This is a genomic window from Thermococcus kodakarensis KOD1 (assembly GCF_000009965.1).
Lineage (GTDB): Archaea > Methanobacteriota_B > Thermococci > Thermococcales > Thermococcaceae > Thermococcus > Thermococcus kodakarensis.
Window position 1 is genome coordinate 1,415,609 of record NC_006624.1, and the last position, 17,619, is coordinate 1,433,227.

General features: G+C 55.2%; 15 protein-coding genes. 9 read left to right on the plus strand and 6 right to left on the minus strand.

Going from position 1 to position 17,619, the window contains the following annotated elements:
* Nucleotides 1-2 precede the first annotated feature (2 nt).
* The 4 genes from TK_RS08045 to rtcA form a co-directional block, all read right to left on the minus strand.
* On the minus strand, nucleotides 3-2,858 hold the full coding sequence (locus TK_RS08045) for an NAD(P)-binding protein (protein WP_048053741.1): 2,856 nt from the start codon (nucleotides 2,856-2,858) through the stop codon (nucleotides 3-5).
* Nucleotides 2,858-4,660, minus strand: coding sequence for an NADH-quinone oxidoreductase subunit NuoF (nuoF, locus tag TK_RS08050; RefSeq protein WP_011250564.1), 1,803 nt, complete (start codon nucleotides 4,658-4,660; stop codon nucleotides 2,858-2,860). Before nuoF ends, TK_RS08045 begins: the two co-directional genes overlap by 1 nt.
* Nucleotides 4,653-5,117, minus strand: coding sequence for an NADH-quinone oxidoreductase subunit NuoE (gene nuoE, locus TK_RS08055; protein ID WP_011250565.1), 465 nt, complete (start codon nucleotides 5,115-5,117; stop codon nucleotides 4,653-4,655). The genes nuoF and nuoE overlap by 8 nt, the downstream gene beginning before the upstream one ends.
* Before the next feature lie 134 nt (nucleotides 5,118-5,251).
* Entirely contained in the window at nucleotides 5,252-6,283 is a 1,032-nt protein-coding gene (gene rtcA / locus TK_RS08060; protein WP_011250566.1) for an RNA 3'-terminal phosphate cyclase, read from the minus strand.
* A gap of 88 nt (nucleotides 6,284-6,371) precedes the next feature.
* Here rtcA and TK_RS08065 point away from each other — a divergent pair, with 88 nt between their 5' ends.
* Nucleotides 6,372-6,962: a hypothetical protein gene (locus TK_RS08065; protein ID WP_011250567.1), complete on the plus strand. Its 591-nt coding sequence runs from the start codon at nucleotides 6,372-6,374 to the stop codon at nucleotides 6,960-6,962.
* Here the strand turns inward: TK_RS08065 and TK_RS08070 are convergent.
* Together TK_RS08070 and TK_RS08075 are read right to left on the minus strand one after the other, a co-directional pair.
* Entirely contained in the window at nucleotides 6,943-7,791 is an 849-nt protein-coding gene (locus TK_RS08070; protein ID WP_048053742.1) for a hypothetical protein, read from the minus strand. The two genes, TK_RS08065 and TK_RS08070, sit on opposite strands and share 20 nt — an antisense overlap.
* A 28-nt stretch (nucleotides 7,792-7,819) precedes the next feature.
* The gene (locus TK_RS08075) at nucleotides 7,820-8,332 is read right to left on the minus strand and encodes a metallophosphoesterase (RefSeq protein WP_011250569.1); all 513 of its coding nucleotides are present in this window, start codon (nucleotides 8,330-8,332) and stop codon (nucleotides 7,820-7,822) included.
* Nucleotides 8,333-8,495: 163 nt separating this feature from the next.
* On the opposite strand from TK_RS08075, the gene TK_RS08080 reads away from it, so the two are divergent.
* The 8 genes from TK_RS08080 to TK_RS08115 all read left to right on the plus strand — a co-directional run bounded on the left by TK_RS08080 (nucleotide 8,496) and on the right by TK_RS08115 (nucleotide 17,601).
* Nucleotides 8,496-8,990: a hypothetical protein gene (locus TK_RS08080; RefSeq protein ID WP_011250570.1), complete on the plus strand. Its 495-nt coding sequence runs from the start codon at nucleotides 8,496-8,498 to the stop codon at nucleotides 8,988-8,990.
* On the plus strand, nucleotides 8,990-12,463 hold the full coding sequence (locus TK_RS08085) for an MCM2/3/5 family DNA replication licensing factor (RefSeq protein ID WP_011250571.1): 3,474 nt from the start codon (nucleotides 8,990-8,992) through the stop codon (nucleotides 12,461-12,463). Before TK_RS08080 ends, TK_RS08085 begins: the two co-directional genes overlap by 1 nt.
* Nucleotides 12,464-12,508: 45 nt before the next feature.
* Nucleotides 12,509-12,937: a translation initiation factor IF-2 subunit beta gene (locus TK_RS08090; RefSeq protein ID WP_011250572.1), complete on the plus strand. Its 429-nt coding sequence runs from the start codon at nucleotides 12,509-12,511 to the stop codon at nucleotides 12,935-12,937.
* A 107-nt stretch (nucleotides 12,938-13,044) separates the two neighbouring features.
* Nucleotides 13,045-14,613 carry a carboxyl transferase domain-containing protein gene (locus TK_RS08095; RefSeq protein WP_011250573.1) on the plus strand — a complete coding sequence of 523 codons (1,569 nt, stop codon included), beginning with the start codon at nucleotides 13,045-13,047 and terminating at the stop codon, nucleotides 14,611-14,613.
* A 10-nt stretch (nucleotides 14,614-14,623) separates the two neighbouring features.
* Nucleotides 14,624-15,010, plus strand: coding sequence for an OadG family protein (locus tag TK_RS08100; RefSeq protein ID WP_011250574.1), 387 nt, complete (start codon nucleotides 14,624-14,626; stop codon nucleotides 15,008-15,010).
* Between the two features lie 2 nt (nucleotides 15,011-15,012).
* Nucleotides 15,013-15,486 (plus strand): acetyl-CoA carboxylase biotin carboxyl carrier protein subunit, encoded by a 474-nt coding sequence (locus TK_RS08105; protein WP_011250575.1) that lies wholly within the window; start codon nucleotides 15,013-15,015, stop codon nucleotides 15,484-15,486.
* Nucleotides 15,487-15,492: 6 nt separating this feature from the next.
* A complete protein-coding gene (locus TK_RS08110) occupies nucleotides 15,493-16,686 on the plus strand; it encodes a sodium ion-translocating decarboxylase subunit beta (protein WP_011250576.1) in 1,194 nt (397 codons plus the stop codon).
* 72 nt (nucleotides 16,687-16,758) lie between these two features.
* Nucleotides 16,759-17,601, plus strand: coding sequence for a CBS domain-containing protein (locus TK_RS08115; RefSeq protein WP_011250577.1), 843 nt, complete (start codon nucleotides 16,759-16,761; stop codon nucleotides 17,599-17,601).
* The last annotated feature ends 18 nt before the right edge of the window (nucleotides 17,602-17,619 follow it).

Below are 17,619 nucleotides of genomic sequence, written 5' to 3' on the forward strand. Positions count from 1 at the left end.
ACTCAGGAGAAAAGCTCCAGCGGAGAGTAACCCTCCACAACCTTCTTCACTTCCAGCTCCATCCCGAAGGCGTTTGTAATGGTTCCTTCCTTGGCCGCCCAGAGGCCCGCGGGAAGAACCAACACGTCCCCATCGAGCTCCCTCTCGGCCCTTCCAATCACTACGTAGGCCTTGCTCTCCGGGATTCCGACTATTCCAGCCCTTATGAGTCCGGCGGCGTTAACTCCCTCGTGGAGGATGAGCGTCGGGGCTTCGAGAGGCTCCGCTGGCCCCTCGAGTATAGCAACCTCGTAGTCTTCCTCGACCACATCCTTGTCCTTCAGCAGGAGCTTTAGGAGCGGGTACTTCTCGGGGTCGGCCTTCAGGAGAACGCGCTTTGCCTTTCTAATGTCTTCGAAAGTCGCGGTTGAAAGCCCTCCCTCGACCGTTGAGCCTATGGGAATGCCGCGCTTCTCGGCGAACTCCTTAAAGAAGGCTATCTCCTCGTTGGTGAGCTCCGGAGTGAGTATGAGCGCGTAGTCCCTCTCGGCTATGAACCTCCTAGCCTCCTCCCAGCTCACGGGCTCTCCGTTTAGGAGTGGTCCAGCTAAGTCCTCGGCCCAGGGTCTCATGAAGCGGCAGACGTCGCAGAGGTGTCCGTTCCAGCCCTCCTCAACCCTCGAAGCCCTAACGAGCATGCCGTCGTAGACCTCTATGTTCATCTCGCACGCAAAGGAACACCCGTTGCAGACCGTTTTAACGGGGGTTGTCTTCCAAGGCCCGGGCTTGAGGAAGGGAAGCTTCTCGGTTATCGCTCCAACAGGACAGAGGTCTGTCATCTCGCCTATGAAGAGCCCTTCAGCGTCCCCGAGAGTGTCGCCCAAGGGCGGAGAGATCATCGTCTTGAAGCCCCTGAACATGTAGTCAACGACGCCCTCTCCCGCAACCTCGTGGGTGAAGCGGACGCACTGGCCGCAGAGGACGCACTTGTTGTTGTCGAGGGTGACGAACGGGTGGCTCTCGTCGAGCTCGAACCTGTTCCCCTCCCCCTCGAAGGCGTCCTGCCTCGCGTTGTAGAGCGTGGCATATTCTCTCAGCTTACAGCGGAAGACCTCCATACAGCCGCAGCTCATACAGCGCTTTGCCTCCTCAAGAACCTGCTCCTCCGTTAGGGGAGGCTCAACCTCCTCGAAGTTCTGCTTCCTGACCTCTGGATCAAGGAGCTCCACCTTCGCCCTCGGCCTTCTCTCCACGTGCTCGTAGTCCTTCTCCGTGGCCTTCTTCCAGTGGTTGTATGGCCTGAGGTCGAAGAGAACCCTGTAAAGGTCTTCATCGTTCAGAACTTCTTCGATGTGCTTCTCGGGTTCAAGCAGAACTTCCCTCGCCTTCTCAAGCTTGCCCTTGAGGTAGAGGTCTATCATTATCGCCGCCCTTCTTCCGGTGGCGATGCTCTCTATGACGGTCGAGGGACCGAGGACGAGGTCTCCACCTGCGAAAACTCCCGGAAGGTTTGTCTGAAGGGTTACATCGTCCACAATGGCCTTCCCGCGCTTGGCCTCGATGCCGAGACTCCTTAGGAACTCCTCATCGCAGTACTGGCCTATCGCCAGGATGACGTTGTCGGCCTTAACGCGGAACTCGGAACCCTCTATTGGTATCGGCCTCCTCCTGCCGCTCGCGTCAGGCTCGCCGAGGCGCATCTTTATCAGCTCGACCTCCTCAACTTTGCCGTCTCCGAGTATCCTAACCGGGTTCGTGAGGAACAGGAACTCGATGCCCTCCTCAATGGCCTCCTCGACCTCGCGCTCGTTGGCCGGCATCTCCGCCTTGGAGCGGCGATAAACGACTGTAACCTTAGCCCCGAGCCTCAGAGCCGTCCTTGCCACGTCCATGGCAGTGTTCCCACCGCCGACGACGATGACGCGCTCGCCGAGCTTCACTTCTTCGCCAGTGTTGACCATCCGCAGGAACTCTATGCCGTGCATCACTCCCTCAAGCTCCTCTCCCGGGATGCCCATCCTCCTGCTCTTCCAAGCACCAACGCCGAGAAAGACGGCATCGTACTTCTCCATTAACTCATCAAGGGTTACGTCCCTCCCGAGGGCAGTATTTGTCTTCACTTCAATGCCCGTCTCGATGACGGTCGCGATGTCCTTGTCAAGGACATCCCTTGGGAGCCTGTAGGGTGGGATTCCATAGCGCATCATTCCGCCTAGCTCGGGCATGGCCTCAAAGATGGTGACCTCGTGGCCCATCGTGCGCAGGTAGTAGGCGCAGGCGAGGCCAGCTGGGCCGCCTCCAACGACGGCGATGCGCTTCCCCGTCGAAGGCGGAATCTCGGGTATCCACGGGCCGTGCTCAAGGTCGTAATCAGCGGCAAAGCGCTTGAGCTGCCTTATCGCCAAGGGCTCGTCAACGAGATTCCTCCTGCAGGCCTCCTCACAGAAGGCAGGGCAGACCCTTCCGAGGACGGCAGGAAGAATGTACTTCTCCTTCATCAGCTTCACGGCCTCGTGGTACTTGCCCATCGCTATGAGAGCTAAATACCCCTGAACGTCGCTGTGGGCCGGACAGCCGTCCTGGCACGGCCCTATACAGTCGCCGTAGTGGTCTGAGAGAATCAACTCCAGGGCGGTCTTCCTCATCGAGACAACTTCGTCCGTGAGCGTTTCAACGCTGAGACCTTCCATAGGCTTTAGGGTGCAGGAGGTTGTAACGCCCCTCGGAGTGCTAACGAGGCAGAGGCGGCAGGAGCCGTAGGGGTCGAGCTCTTCCGTATAGCAGAAGCCAGGGACGTGGGTAATCTCCCTTAGAAACTCTATGAGGGGCTTTCCATCAGGAACCTCGGTTTCCTTACCGTTGAGAATAATCTTGACCATCACTCCTCCCTCCCGGTGAGGATTTCAATGGCGTTGAAGCGGCACACTTCGTAGCAGGTACCGCACTTGATGCACGCCTCTTGGTCAATGAAGTGGGGCTTGAGCCTCTCGCCGCTGATGGCATTGGCCGGGCAGAAGATGGCGCAGGCGGTGCAGCCCGTACACTTATCCGTTATTATGACGTACCTTATGAGCGGCTTGCAGACCTTCGCCGGACAGCGGCCGTTTATGTGCTCTATGTATTCTTCCCTGAAGTAGCGGAGCGTCGTTAGAACCGGGTTCGGGGCGGTCTGCCCGAGACCGCAGAGCGAGCCGGCCTTAACCTGATAGGCGAGCCGCTCAAGCTTTTCAAGGTCCTCCTCGGTCGCCTCTCCCCTAGTGAACCTGTCAAGGATTTCCCACATCCTCTTGGTGCCTATGCGGCAGAAGGTGCACTTACCGCAGGACTCCTTGACCGTGAAGTCGAGGAAGAACTTGGCGACGTCAACCATACAGGTGTCCTCGTCCATAACCACCATTCCGCCGCTTCCCATTATCGCTCCCGTTGCATTCACGCTCTCGTAGTCAACGGGAGTGTCGAAGAGCTCCTCTGGTATGCAGCCGCCGGAAGGCCCGCCGAGCTGAACAGCTTTAATCCTCTTACCCGTCTTCGTCCCGCCGCCTATCTCGTAGAGTATCTCCCTAAGCGTGATTCCCATCGGAACCTCAACGTTGCCGCCGTGCTTTATCTTGCCCGACAGCGCGAAGACCTTGGTGCCCTTGCTCTTCTCCGTCCCAAGTGAGGCGTAGGCCTCCCAGCCATGCCTTATTATCCAGGGCACGTTCGCCCAAGTCTCCACGTTGTTTATGTTGGTTGGTTTGCCCCACAGGCCCTTCTGGGCAGGATAAGGCGGCCTCGGCCTCGGCATTCCGCGCTTGCCCTCTATGGAGGCAATCAGGGCAGTCTCCTCACCGCAAACGAAGGCACCGGCGCCCTCTTTGATGACGATGTCGAAGGAGAAACCGCTCCCGAGGATGTTCTCGCCGAGGAAGCCCCTCTCCCTAGCCTGTTTCAGGGCTATCTTTAGCCTTCTTATCGCCAGCGGGTACTCGGCACGGACGTATATGAAGCCCTTCGTTGCCCCGATCGCGTAGGCGCCGATTATCATTCCCTCGATCACGCGGTGTGGATCCCCTTCAAGGACGTTCCTGTCCATAAATGCCCCAGGATCGCCTTCGTCGGCGTTGCAGATAACGTACTTCTCGTCTCCCGGGGCTTGGCGAGTGAACTTCCACTTCAGGCCGGTGGGGAAGCCCGCGCCTCCCCTACCCCTCAGGCCAGACTTGGTGATTATTTCAATTATCTCCTCCGGATCCATCTTAAGGGCCTTTTTAAGCGCCTCGTAGCCGCCTGCCTGGATGTACTCGTCTATGTTCTCGGGGTCGATGTAGCCAGAGTTCTCGAGGACTATCTTCTTCTGCTTGGCGAAGTAACCATCCACGTCCCACGTCTTCCTCTCGCCGTTCTCCCACCAGTCGCGCTTGACTATCCACTCCTTTATGGGCCTCCCGTTGATGACGTGCTCCTCTATGATCCTCGGAACCTTCTTTGGGTCAACGTGGCCGTAGGTTATGATTTCGTCCTCAGTGATTATGTCCACGAGGGGCTCGCGGTAGCACATACCGACGCAGCCGACTATCTTGAGCTTGATGTTGAGGTTCCTCTTCTCCAGCTCCGCCTTAATTGCCTCGTAGGTCTCCCTGGCACCGGCCGCTATACCACAGGAGTTCATGCCGACCGCTATGGCCTTGATCTCAGACATCGAGCTTCCCCTCCTTGAGTTGCTTGACCAGCTTCCTCACCTTGTCGGGCGTGAGCTTGCCGAAGACCTTCTCGTTGATCATTATTACCGGCGCGAGGCTGCAACAGCCGAGGCAGGCGACGCGCTCAAGCGTTACAAGCCCGTCCTCTGTCGTCTGTCCTTCCTCTATGCCGAGCTCCTCCTTTAGGGCCTGGGCTATGTTGACGGCACCGTTGACGTGGCACGCTGTCCCGTGGCACACCTTCACCACGTACTTCCCGAGCGGCTCAAAGCGGAACTGCGCGTAGAAGGTGGCAACGCCGTAGACCCTGCTGAGCGGAATTCCAAGGTAGTTCGCAATCTCCTCAAGAACTTCCCGCGGGAGATAGCCGAAGCGCTCCTGCGTCCTCTGGAGGAGGGGAATAAGCGAGCTCGGCTCGGGTGGATAAGAGCGGATGTAATCTAAGCCAGCCCCCATTTTTCTCACCCATTAATCACATGTTAGAGAAATCTGAGCGGTGATGTTTATAAAAGTGCACTAAAGTACAAGTTTTTAACAAAAAGTTTAGAACACTAAGTTCAAATCCCCACAGACAAGAAAAATAGAGCAGACTACAAAACTGATTTTACCACTCTCAAGGTTCCTGGCTTTCCGACCTCTCCTTCAACCTCGAAGACATTCCCGAAGAACTTCTCAACCACCCAGACGTTCGTGACGAGATGGTTCGTTATCTCGCTGACTCCAACCTCGCCGCCCGCGAAGGCCAGGAACGGTATGAGCTGGTCGCCGAGGAATCTGTCCGCTGCCATTCCCGTCTTCAACGCCTCGATGAGTTCATCGGCGGCTTCTCTGCCTACGACCTCAGCCGGCTTCCCCCTCTTCCCCAGTGCATCCCCACCAAGCCTGAGCTTATCCGTCTCAGCCCAGACCACTATCCCGCTCCCCGGGCCGAGAGAGCGAGAAACCTCGGTCTCTATCTCAACCGGCGCACTGTAAACCTCACTCAGCCTCTCCCTAGCTGCCTTTGCCTGCCTCTCCGCGACGTGGGCTGGAAGGTTCGTCGCGTGGCTTATCCCGGCAAACCACTCTATCCTTTCCCACTTCAGGGCTTTCAAAGGCTTCTTTTCTTCCCAAGGCTCAATCCTACCCACTACCAGCCCGCCACCCCTGGGGTAGTGGCCGCGCCTCTTTATCTCAAGCTCGACCTTTATGCCCATCTTTTCGAGAGCGTAGAGAGTAACGTGCTTGAGATAATCGACCGGCGGGCTCCAGGGGACGTCCGTCCCTCCCGTTATCTCGAAGCTGCCACCGATGAACGCCATAGCTGGAAGAAGGGCTTGAAGGACGAGCGTAATGCTCCCAGCGGTTTTTATGGGAACCCGTACGTGCTTTGGCTCTGCCTTCCCGGGAATGAACTCCAGCTCGGTCGAGCCGACGCTTGCCCCCTTGATCTTTGCGTTGCTGAGTTCTTTTAGAGCGAGAATACCATGGAGGTGCTGGGGCCTCAGCCCGGGGTTCGGCCTGTTTGCGCGGATGTTGTAAATCCTGACCGGCTTGCCCGTGATCACCGAGAGTGCAACACTCGTCCTGAGTATCTGACCGCCGCCCTCACCGTAGGAGCCATCTATTTCAACCCACTCCATACTCTCACCCGATTGATGTTGATAGCCAGTCCTAAAAACCTGACGAAAGTGTTTTCAGTGAAAAGTCCGACCTTTCACTGGTGGAAGAATGGACGAGCTTGAGTTCTGCCTGAAGAGCATAAGCTACCCCCTCGGCATGCTCCTCGAAGGGAAGGAGCGCAAAGCTGGAGATGTCGTGAGAGTCTCAAGCAAGGCCATTACCCTCCCAAAAGTCCCGTTTGCTGCACTCTGCTACTTAACAGGCCTGGCCCTATTCGATTCACTGGAATTGGTTGATAAGAAGAGGCTGGCTGAGGACTACGATGGGTTGGAGGCCTTTAAAAAGAAGCTCCTCGCCTCAAAGCTCGGGGAAAGCCTAAAGCCATATCTCACAAACCCGGGCCTCTTTATTTCCCCGTTTGAAAGGCTCTCCTTTGACTGGCTTGAGTTTCAGAAGAGGAAGGAGAAAGTCGAACCGCACCTCAAGCGACTGAGAGAGCTAATTCGGGAAAGCAGGAGCAGGAAGGAGTACCTCGAAAGGACTTCGTTCGTGAGAGAACTGACCGTTGATGAAGGACTTCTTTTGGGATATCTAGCGGAAAGCGAGAAGGAACGCGAGCTGATAAACTCTGCACTCGGAAAGCACAACCATGACTACCGGGAAATGGCGAAGATGTACTTCAAAGCCCTTCGAGGTTGAGTCTAACTGCCAGCTTAAGGGCTTCTTCCCTCTCCACTTTCCACTTCTCCACGATCGCCTCAACAAGGCGAACGAGTGCTCTAACGTTCTGCATATTGAGCTTTTCAGGGGGATATGAGGAGAAAAACGAAGGATCAACGTCAATTCCGAGCCTTGAAGAGAGTTCCGCCGAGAACTCCTCAACAGTGAGCGGCGGCAATCTCACGACAACCGCAAAGTCGAGGAAGGAGTATCTCCTCGCGTCTTTGGTCTCGACCACAACTGGGTAATCCCTCTCCTCGGCGAGAAGTTCGGCGACTTTCTCAACGGGTGGCTCTCTGAGAAGGAGAGCGTTTTCAGGAAGGAACTCCGAAATGTCCCTGCCAGAAAGGTTCTCCACGAGGGTGTCGACCCCCAGGGAGAGAACCTCCTCGGGCTCGGGAAGACTCCCGGTTTCCTCTTTTTGCGGCGGTTTCTCAACCTCTTTTCCAGCGATTGAAGAGTACAGGCTCTCACTGACGAGGGTTATCTGATACAGCGTTTCAACGCCGTCCAGGTAGAGGATGCCGTTGGAGAGTAGCCTAAGACCAAGCCTGGCAAGTGCCGAGCTAAGGGCCGTCTCGCTTCTCGTTGTTATAGCTTTTCTGTCGCCAACTGGTTCAGTTCCCCTGCTTACCAGCCGGTAGTCGGTAGGGAAGAGGCCCTTCGCGTTGAAGAACTCCTCAAGGACCCGCTTAGCCCTCTCCTCACTGACGGCATAGATTCGGACGAACTCAACGCTGTCCCTCTCGTCCACCCCTATGAGGACGACGGCATCCCGCCGCTCCTTTGGAAGGAGTATGTCCTCCATTTTCACCGCCTTCGGGAAAATTGGAAGATTAAAGGCTCATGGCGCCGAGAAGCTCCCCGTTGTCGATGTTTATTATCTGCACTTCCCTCTTTCTGGTATCGAGGAGAGCAACGCTCTTCACTCCAGTTACATAGCCGCAGACCTCTCCAGGATTTACGAGGACGGTTCTACCAACTTCCTGTATCTCGTAGCGGTGGGTGTGACCGACAACGACAACATCGTAGAGCCTGCTGTGGGCGAGGGCCTTGACCAAAACCTCGTTCGTACCGTGCGTTACGGCGATCTTCATCCCATCGGCCTCAAGCTCTATCAGCTCGTCGTAAATTCCCAAGGCCTCGTAGAGACCCTTTCTCTCGCCGTCGTTGTTGCCAAAGACGCCCTTGAGAGGTGCTTTAAGTTTCTTAAGCTCCCTGGCAACGAAGGGCGCAACGTAGTCGCCCGCGTGTATAACCAGGTCAACGTTCCTCTCGTTGAAGAACTCAACCGCCTTCCTTATGGCCGGCAGGTTGTCGTGTGTGTCGCTCATAATCCCGATCAACATCTCTGACTCACCTGGAGTAATTTAGGGAGAAGGCTTATAGGGTTATCGTGAACTGCCCTGACAGAATGATCAAAAATGGCCAGCCAATCTCGGTTCATTCAGGCCCAAATGTATTCGGGAAGATTTATTAGACGACGTGACAATCCTTGGAAAGGTGCAAATCATGTTCACGGGTAAAGCCCTCATAGCCGTCAAGGTCATGAAGCCATTCGGAGACTGGAAGAGCGGAGATATCGTCCTCGTGGAAGACTGGAAGGCGAGAGAGCTCTGGGAAGCGGGGGTAGTTGAGATAGTTGACGAGACGGACAAGATAATCGGCGAGATCGATAAGGTCATAGCGGAGGAAAGGGAGAGCGAGCCCCTGACTCTCCTTCCGGAGGGACTCTACGAGAGGGCCGAGTTCTACGCCTATTACCTCGAGAACTACGTGAGGCTGAACCCAAGGGAGAGCGTCGATACTATAAACGTCAAGCTCACCAAACTTGCGAACCTGAGGAAGAAGCTGAGGGATCTAAAGCTCATAAGGTTCAACAAGATTCTGAAAGCCGTGATGCTGAGGCCAAACAGCCTGGAACTTCTCTCGAGGCTCGCTCCCGAGGAGAGGAGAATATACCTCCAGATGTCGAAGATAAGAAACGAGTGGCTCGGTGATGCCTGATGGACAGGGAAGAGATGATAGCACGCTTTGCCAAGTTTCTGCGGGAGTACGTTGACGATGAGGGCAACGAGGTTTACATAAACCGCCTCAAAGACCTCCTCACGGTCACACCAAAGCGCTCGCTGGCAATCGACTGGGCACACCTTAACTCCTTCGATCCCGAGCTTGCCGACGAACTCTTAAACAACCCGGAAGAGGCCATAGCGAGTGCCGAGGATGCCATCCAGATAGTCCTAAGGGAGCCGCCTCTCCTCGTGGAGAGGGAGTTTAAAGTCCACGCCCGCTTCTACAACCTTCCGAAGACCCTCCTCGTCAAGGAGCTCGGAAGCGAGCACATAAACAAGCTCATCCAGGTAGAGGGAATAATCACGCGTGTGAGCGAGGTCAAGCCCTTCGTTGAGAAGGCCGTTTTCGTGTGCCGTGACTGCGGCAACGAGATGGTGAGACTTCAGAGACCCTACGAGAACCTCGTTAAGCCGGCCAAGTGCGACGCCTGCGGAAGCAGAAACATAGAGCTTGACGTTGACAAGAGCCGCTTCCTCAACTTCCAGAGCTTCCGCCTTCAGGACAGGCCAGAGAGCCTCAAGGGCGGCCAGATGCCGCGCTTCGTTGATGCAATACTCCTTGATGACCTCGTGGATGCCGCCCTTCCCGGTGACAGGGTTCTCGTTACGGGCGTTCTGAGGGTCATCCTGGAACAGAGGGAGAAGAGGCCCATATTCAAGAAGATTCTTGAGGTAAACCACATTGAACAGCTCAGCAAGGAGATAGAGGAGCTGGAAATCTCACCGGAAGACGAGCAGAAGATAAGGGAACTGGCAAAGAGGAAGGACATCGTTGATGCCATCGTTGATTCGATAGCCCCCGCCATCTGGGGACACAGGATAGTCAAGAAGGGGATAGCTCTGGCACTCTTCGGTGGCGTCCAGAGGACTCTCCCAGACGGAACGAAGCTGAGGGGAGAAAGCCACGTTCTTTTGGTTGGAGATCCTGGAGTAGCCAAGAGCCAGCTCCTCCGTTACGTCGCCAATCTGGCTCCAAGGGCTATTTACACGAGCGGGAAGAGTTCATCGGCGGCGGGCCTATGTGTTGCACCGGATTCAATAATCAAAACGAATCTTGGACAGTTCAAAATAGGAGAGCTGGTTGAAAAGGCCATACCAGAAAAAGTTCAGGACTACAAGAGCGTTAATGCCGAAAAGCTCGGACTCTACATTAAAACACTGGATGGTGATATGAGAGTCCTTAGACTGTGGAAGCTCAGAGCCCCAGAGAAGCTGATAAGAATAGAAGGAGACGGATTGAGTATTACAGTGACACCCGAGACCAAGCTCCTGACTCCCAACGGATGGGTAGAGGCCAGAAACGTCGATGGAGAAGTCGTCACTGAAAATGGCCCAGTCAAGGTCTCCAAACAGGAAATTGAATCTCCCCACGATTACGTCTACGACCTCACCGTTGAAGGTTCTCACAGCTTCATAGCAAACGGTTTCGTCGTCCACAACACTGCAGCAGCCGTCCGCGATGAGTTCACGGGCTCCTGGGTGCTGGAAGCGGGTGTTTTGGTTCTCGCCGATGGCGGATTCGCCCTAATTGACGAGTTCGACAAGATGAGCGACCGCGACAGGAGCGCGATACACGAAGCGCTGGAGCAGCAGAGCTACCACCACGACTTTGAGCTCCTCTTAGCTGACGGCAGGAAGGTAAAGATAGGAGAGCTCGTTGATAAGCTCATCGAGAAGAACCGCGATAGGGTGATACTCGGCAAGGACACGGAGATACTTCCCGTTGAGGACATCGAGCTTCTGGCTTACGATCTCGAGAAGAGGGAGATAGTAAAGGTCAAAGCAGACAGGGTTAGCAGGCACAAGGCCCCAGAGAGGTTCATAAAACTCCGCTTCTCGAACGGCAGGGAGATTACTGTAACGCCCGAGCACCCAGTTATGGTGTGGGAGAACGGGGAGATAACCGAGAAGCCCGCCGAGAAGATCACACCCGGGGACATTGCTCTTGGCGTTCTCAGGTATCCCATTCAAGTGGATGGAAAATTTAAAGAACGCTACAGAGACATGAGAGAAGCCGAAGATTACCAGGATTATCTCTACTCTCGAGGAGTGGTCTCGAAGATCAAGAGAACTGGCATATACTTCACTGTTGAAAAGGCCAGGAGAGCCCTTCCAAGGGAGCTTGTAAAACCGCTGATCAATGCAGGCAAGATACTCCGAGTAACACAGACACCAAAAGAGCGCGCCAGCTTCAATCAAAAGCTCGTGAGGGAAAACATCATCGAAGGTTATCTTCAGAGGATTATAGAAAGGATGGATGAGCTTGAGAGGCTCTCCAGAGAAGACCCCGCGAAAGCCCTTGAACTCCTGCCAAAGACCCAGCTTTACTATAAGTACGGGATAACGTACGGAAAACTCAAAAAGCTCGCAGAAGCCAGAAATTCCTGGGCAGAGGGCATAATACAGAGTGCGGTTGCGGAGAGAATCTCCCTCGCTAAGAGGGAGCTGGAAGAGTTCTTCAAGTGGTGGAACGCCAACGTGAACTTCCTGAAGGTGAAGTGCGTCGAGGAGATCAAAAACGACCGCTGGGAGTGGGTCTACGATGTTACGGTTGAGCCGCATCATCTATTCGTTTCCCATGGATTAGTCCTCCACAACACAATCAGCATCTCCAAGGCCGGAATTACCGCAACTCTGAACTCAAGAACGACCGTCATAGCGGCGGCCAATCCAAAGTTCGGAAGGTTCAACAGACACAAGAGCCTCCCGGAGCAGCTCGACCTCCCGCCGACCCTTCTCAGCCGTTTCGACCTGATATTCCTGCTCCTCGACGAGCCCGACGAGAAAGTAGACGCCAGCATAGCCGAGCACATCCTCAAGGTCAGAAGGGGCGAAGCTGAGGCGGTGACGCCTAAGATACCCTACGATCTGCTCAAGAAGTACATAGCATACGCCAGAAAGAACGTTCACCCTGTTCTGAGCAGAGAGGCAATGGAGGAAATAAAACGCTACTACGTCAAAATGAGAAAGGGCCTGCGGAGAGGAGATGAAGACGGCGTCCAGCCAATACCGATTACCGCTAGACAGCTTGAGGCCCTCATCAGGCTCAGCGAGGCCCACGCGAGGATGAGATTGAGCGAAACGGTGACGAGAGAGGACGCGAGGGCGGCGATAGAGATAATCGAGGCAATGATGAAGACGATAGCCGTTGACGAAGAGGGCAACCTTGACGTCTCAATCCTCGAAGTCGGCAAGAGTTCAAAGAAGATAAACAAGATCGAGAAGCTTGTTGACATCATAAAATCCCTTGAGAGCGAGGGAGAGTTCGGAGCGCCGGAGGAGAAAGTTATAGAGGCCGCCAAGCAGGCAGGGATAGGAACCAAGGCGGACATCGAGAAGCTCCTCAACGAGCTGAAGAGCGACGGCAGGGTCTATGAACCGAGAGCTGGATTCTACCGCGTCATCTGACAAAGGTTATAAAGCGAAGTGAAGAGGTAAGTAGGAGGTGAGAAAATGAGCGAGAAGGTAGACTTTTACGACTTTGAGAAGCTCCTCGATAAGGCTTATGAAGAACTCCCGGAGAACGTCAAGCACCACCACTCACGTTTCGAGGTGCCGCCGGCACAGGTCACGATAGCCGGAAACAGGACGATCATAGAGAACTTCGTGGACATAGCCGAGGCCATGAACCGCGACCCGAACCATCTCCTCAAGTTCATCCTGAGGGAGGTCGCTACCGCTGGAACCCTCGAGGGCAGGAGGGCAATTCTCCAGGGACGCTTTACGCCGTACCTCATAGCAAACAAGATGAAGAAGTACCTCAAGGAGTTCGTTATCTGTCCCGTCTGTGGAAGCCCAGATACGAAGATTATCAAGAAGGGCCGCTTCCACTTCCTCAAGTGCGAAGCCTGTGGTGCTGAAACACCGATCCAGCACCTCTGAAGTGCCTTTTCTCCACTTTTTGTATCACTCTCGGTGAAAAGAGAGTTGTGAAAAACGCTTTTAAACTTTACAAATAACAAAGGTCAGCAAAAACAGGGGGAGTTCTCATGAGCATGGAGGAGAAGCTCAACGAGCTGTATGAGAGGAAAAAGAAGATTCTGGAGATGGGTGGCGAGAAGGCCATCGAAAAACAGCACGCAAAGGGCAAACTAACGGCCAGGGAGAGGATTGAAAAGCTCCTTGACCCGGGAAGCTTCGTCGAGATAGGAATGTTCGTAAAGCACCGAGGAACTGAGTTCGGCCTCGACAAGAAGGAACTGCCCGCCGACGGCGTCATAACCGGCTACGGAACCATCGACGGAAGGCTAGTCTTCGTCTACGCCCAGGACTTCACGGTTATGGGCGGTTCCCTCGGCGAGATGCACGCGGCGAAGATAAAGCGCATTATGGAGCTGGCCCTCGAAGCCGGAGCTCCGGTCATAGGCCTCAACGACTCCGGCGGAGCGAGGATTCAGGAGGGCGTTGACTCGCTCAAGGGCTACGGCGAGATATTCAAGATGAACACCCTTCTCAGCGGTGTAGTCCCACAGATAACGGCAATTATGGGTCCCTGTGCTGGCGGAGCGGTTTACAGTCCGGCTATTGGAGACTTCATCCTGATGGTGGACAGCGATTCCAGCTTCATGTTCATCACTGGGCCGCAGGTCGTCAAGGCCGTTACGGGCGTTGAGGTGACCCCCGTCCAGCTCGGTGGTGCTATGATACACGCCCAGAAGAGCGGTCAGGCCCACCTCATAGGGAAGAGCGACGAGGAAGTTCTCGCCCTCATAAGGAGGCTCCTGAGCTACCTGCCGTCAAACAACATGGAGAAGCCGCCGCGCGTTAAGACGAACGACCTGCCCTTCAGGAAGACCGAGAACCTGTACAACATCGTTCCAGATGACCCGAACAAGGGCTACGACGTCAGGCAGGTTATCTACGAGATAGTTGACCGCGACGAGAACGGAAACCCGGACTTCCTTGAAATACTCCCGTACTTCGCCCCGAACGCTGTTGTCGGCTTTGGAAGGATGAACGGGCAGACTGTTGGGATAGTCGCCAACAACCCGATCTATTTCGCCGGTGTTCTCGACATAGACAGCTCGGACAAGATAGCTCGCTTCGTTAGAACCTGCGACGCCTTCAACATCCCGATAGTTACCCTCGTTGACGTTCCGGGCTACCTGCCTGGAACAGACCAGGAGTACCGCGGAATCATCAGGCACGGAGCTAAAGTCCTCTACGCCTACGCCGAGGCAACTGTTCCAATGGTCACTGTCATCCTGAGGAAGGCCTACGGTGGGGCTTACCTCGCTATGGGAAGCAAGCACCTCGGTGCCGACTTCGTCTTCGCATGGCCAACTGCGGAGATAGCAGTCATGGGTCCCGAGGGAGCGGCCAACATCATCTTCAGGAAGGAGATAGCCGCCGCCGAGAACCCGGAGGAGGTAAGACAGCAGAAGATACAGGAGTACCGCGAGAAGTTCGCCAACCCGTACGTTGCTGCTGCACGCGGCTACATTGACGACGTCATAGACCCGGCCGAGACCAGGGCGAAGATAATCCTGGCCCTCGAGGCTATGGAGAGCAAGAGGGTAAAGCTCCCGCCGAAGAAGCACGGCAACATACCGCTGTGAGGTGTGAAGGATGGACGTCAAAGCCGTCATGGAGGGCCTTAACATAACTGTCATAGGTGTTGTAGTGGTCTTTACCATACTGGGAATACTGGCCCTCGTCCTCTACTTCGTGGGCTGGCTCGAGAGAAGGTTGGTGGAGAGGGAAAAGCCCGCTACCGCACCCACACCAGCCCCCACTCCTGCCCCTGTGGAGGCCAGGCAAGAGGAGAAGCCGAAGATACCGCCGAGAGACCTGGCCGTTATCACAGCGGCTATACTCGCTTACACGGCCGAAAAGGCCAGCCAGCTCAGGCCCCTGCCATTCAGGAGGAAGGTCTCAGATTCCTGGCGCCTCTACGGCCTCCAGACCCAGATGGAAGATGTTGAAGACTTCAACTACGAGATAGGGAAGTGGTGAGAATGGCGAAGGTTAAGGTCATCGTTGAGGGTGTTGAATACGAGGTCGAGGTTGAGGAACTGCCCGGAGGAAAGTTCAGGGTGAGCTTTGAGGACAAGACCTACGAGGTCGAGGCCAAGGGACTTGGAATAGACATGAGCGCTTTAGCAAGTGCCCAGGTCTCTGCTCCGGCCCCTGCTCCAAGTACCCCCTCTGCACCGTCTCCGGTTCCAGCTCTCGCACCAGCGCCGGCAACTCCATCACCGGCTCCAGCCGCCGCTGGTGAGGGTGTTGTTACAGCCCCAATGCCTGGAAAAATCCTCAAGATACTCGTGAAGGAAGGCGAGCAGGTCAAGACCGGACAGGGACTCCTCATTCTTGAGGCAATGAAGATGGAGAACGAGATTCCAGCACCAAAAGACGGTGTCGTAAAGAAAATCCTAGTCAAAGAAGGCGACACCGTAAACACCGGAGATCCTTTAATAGAGATAGGGTGAAGGACTATGGCAACGTTCGTTGACTTCATCAACACCCTCGGCCTCCTCCACCTCACGGTAGGGAACGTCGTAATGATCCTAGTGGGCCTGACGCTCGTCTATCTGGCTATCAGGTACGAGATGGAGCCTCTCCTGCTCCTCCCGATAGGCATAACGGCGGTGCTCGTCAACTTGCCGCTCTCCCATGTAGCCAACTGGCCGGTGGCCGTGAACCTGCCCGAGAACGTCAGCGACAGCATCTTCAAGACGATAGCCTACATGAGCGAGCACTACGGTGAGCCGGGACTCTTCGACCTCATCTACTACCTCCTCATCAAGACTGAGGTAGTTCCACTACTCATATTCTTCGGCCTCGGAGCAATGACCGACTTCGGACCGATGATAGCGGATCCAAAGACGGCCCTCCTCGGAGCGGCGGCGCAGATAGGTGTCTTCGTGGCCATGCTAACCGCTTTGGCTCTCGGCTTCAACCTCCACCAGGCGGCAAGCATAGGCATCATCGGCGGTGCCGACGGGCCGACGACTATCTACTTAACCACCAAGCTCGCCCCGGAGATACTCGCGGCAACGGCGGTTGCGGCCTACTCCTACATGAGCCTCGTCCCCCTCATTCAACCGCCAATCATCAAGGCCCTCACAAGCCCCGAGGAAAGGAAGATACGCATGGAGCAGTTGAGGCCCGTGTCAAAGAGGGAGAAGATACTCTTCCCAATAATCTCCATGATCGTCATTGGGCTTCTCGTCCCGAGCGCCGCGCCGCTGATAGGGATGCTCATGATAGGCAACCTCTTCAGGGAGAGCGGTGTCGTGGAAAGGCTGAGTAAAGCGGCACAGGAGGAGCTGATGAACATCGTCACGATCTTCCTCGGACTCGGTGTCGGCTCAACAATGCGCGCTGAGAGCTTCCTGACAGCCCAGACCTTAATGATACTCGGACTCGGTGTCGTCGCCTTCGCCAGTGCAACCGCTGGAGGAGTTTTCTTCGGCAAGATCATGATGAAGCTCAGCGGCGGAAGGATAAACCCGATGATAGGCGCCGCCGGAGTTTCGGCAGTTCCGATGAGTGCAAGGGTCGTCCAGAGGATCGCGAGGGAGGAAGATCCAGGCAACTTCATCCTCATGCACGCCATGGGGCCAAACGTCGCTGGAGTTATAGGAACGGCAGTCGTTGCAGGTGTTTTCCTCGCCCTTCTGGGCTGAGCCTTTTCCCTTCTCCCATCTTCCAAAACATTAAAATACAAAGAGGGCGCTTTAGATAGAGCGGTGGTGAAAATGAGAGTAAAGACCCTAATGACGAAGGATCCGGTTGTAATTCAGCTACCTGCAACGAGGGAATACGCCATCGAGCTGTTCAGAAAGCACAAGGTACGCTCATTCCCCGTCGTTGGAAAGGACGGAAAGCTAGTTGGTATAGTCAGCATCAAGCGCGTCCTCCTCCACCCTGATGAGGATCAGCTGGCCATGCTCGTTAAGAGGGAAGTCCCAACCGTCAAGGCAAACGATGACCTGAAGAAAGCCGTTAAGAAAATGCTTGAAATGGACTACAGGCGCGTCGTTGTGGTTGACGATGAGAACAGACCCGTTGGCATTCTGACCGTTGGCGACATCGTGAGGAGGTACCTATCAAAGAACGAAAAGCTCAAGGAAGTAACGATAGAACCCTACTACCAGAGAAACGTCAGCGTCGTGTGGCGCGGGACACCGCTAAAAGCGGCCCTCAAGGCCCTCCTCCTGTGTAATGCAATGGCCATACCGGTAATAGACGACGACGGAAACCTCATAGGCATGGTGGACGAGACTGACCTCCTCAGGGACAGCGAGGTCGTTAGGGTAATGAAGAGCACCGAGCTGGCAGCTTCCAGCGAGGAGGACTGGATACTCGAAAGCCACCCAACACTGCTCTTTGAGAAGGCGGAACTTCAGCTTCCAAAGAAGCCAGTCGAGGAGATAATGAACCCCAATGTCGTTGTGGCGACACCCCACATGAGCGTCTACGACGTTGCCCAGAAGATGGTCAAGTACGAGATAGAACAGCTTCCCGTCATAAGGGGACAGGACGAGCTCGTAGGCATCGTAAGGGACATGGACATAATAAAGGTAATCCTGAACAAGTAAAAGGCTTTAAGCTTTCCT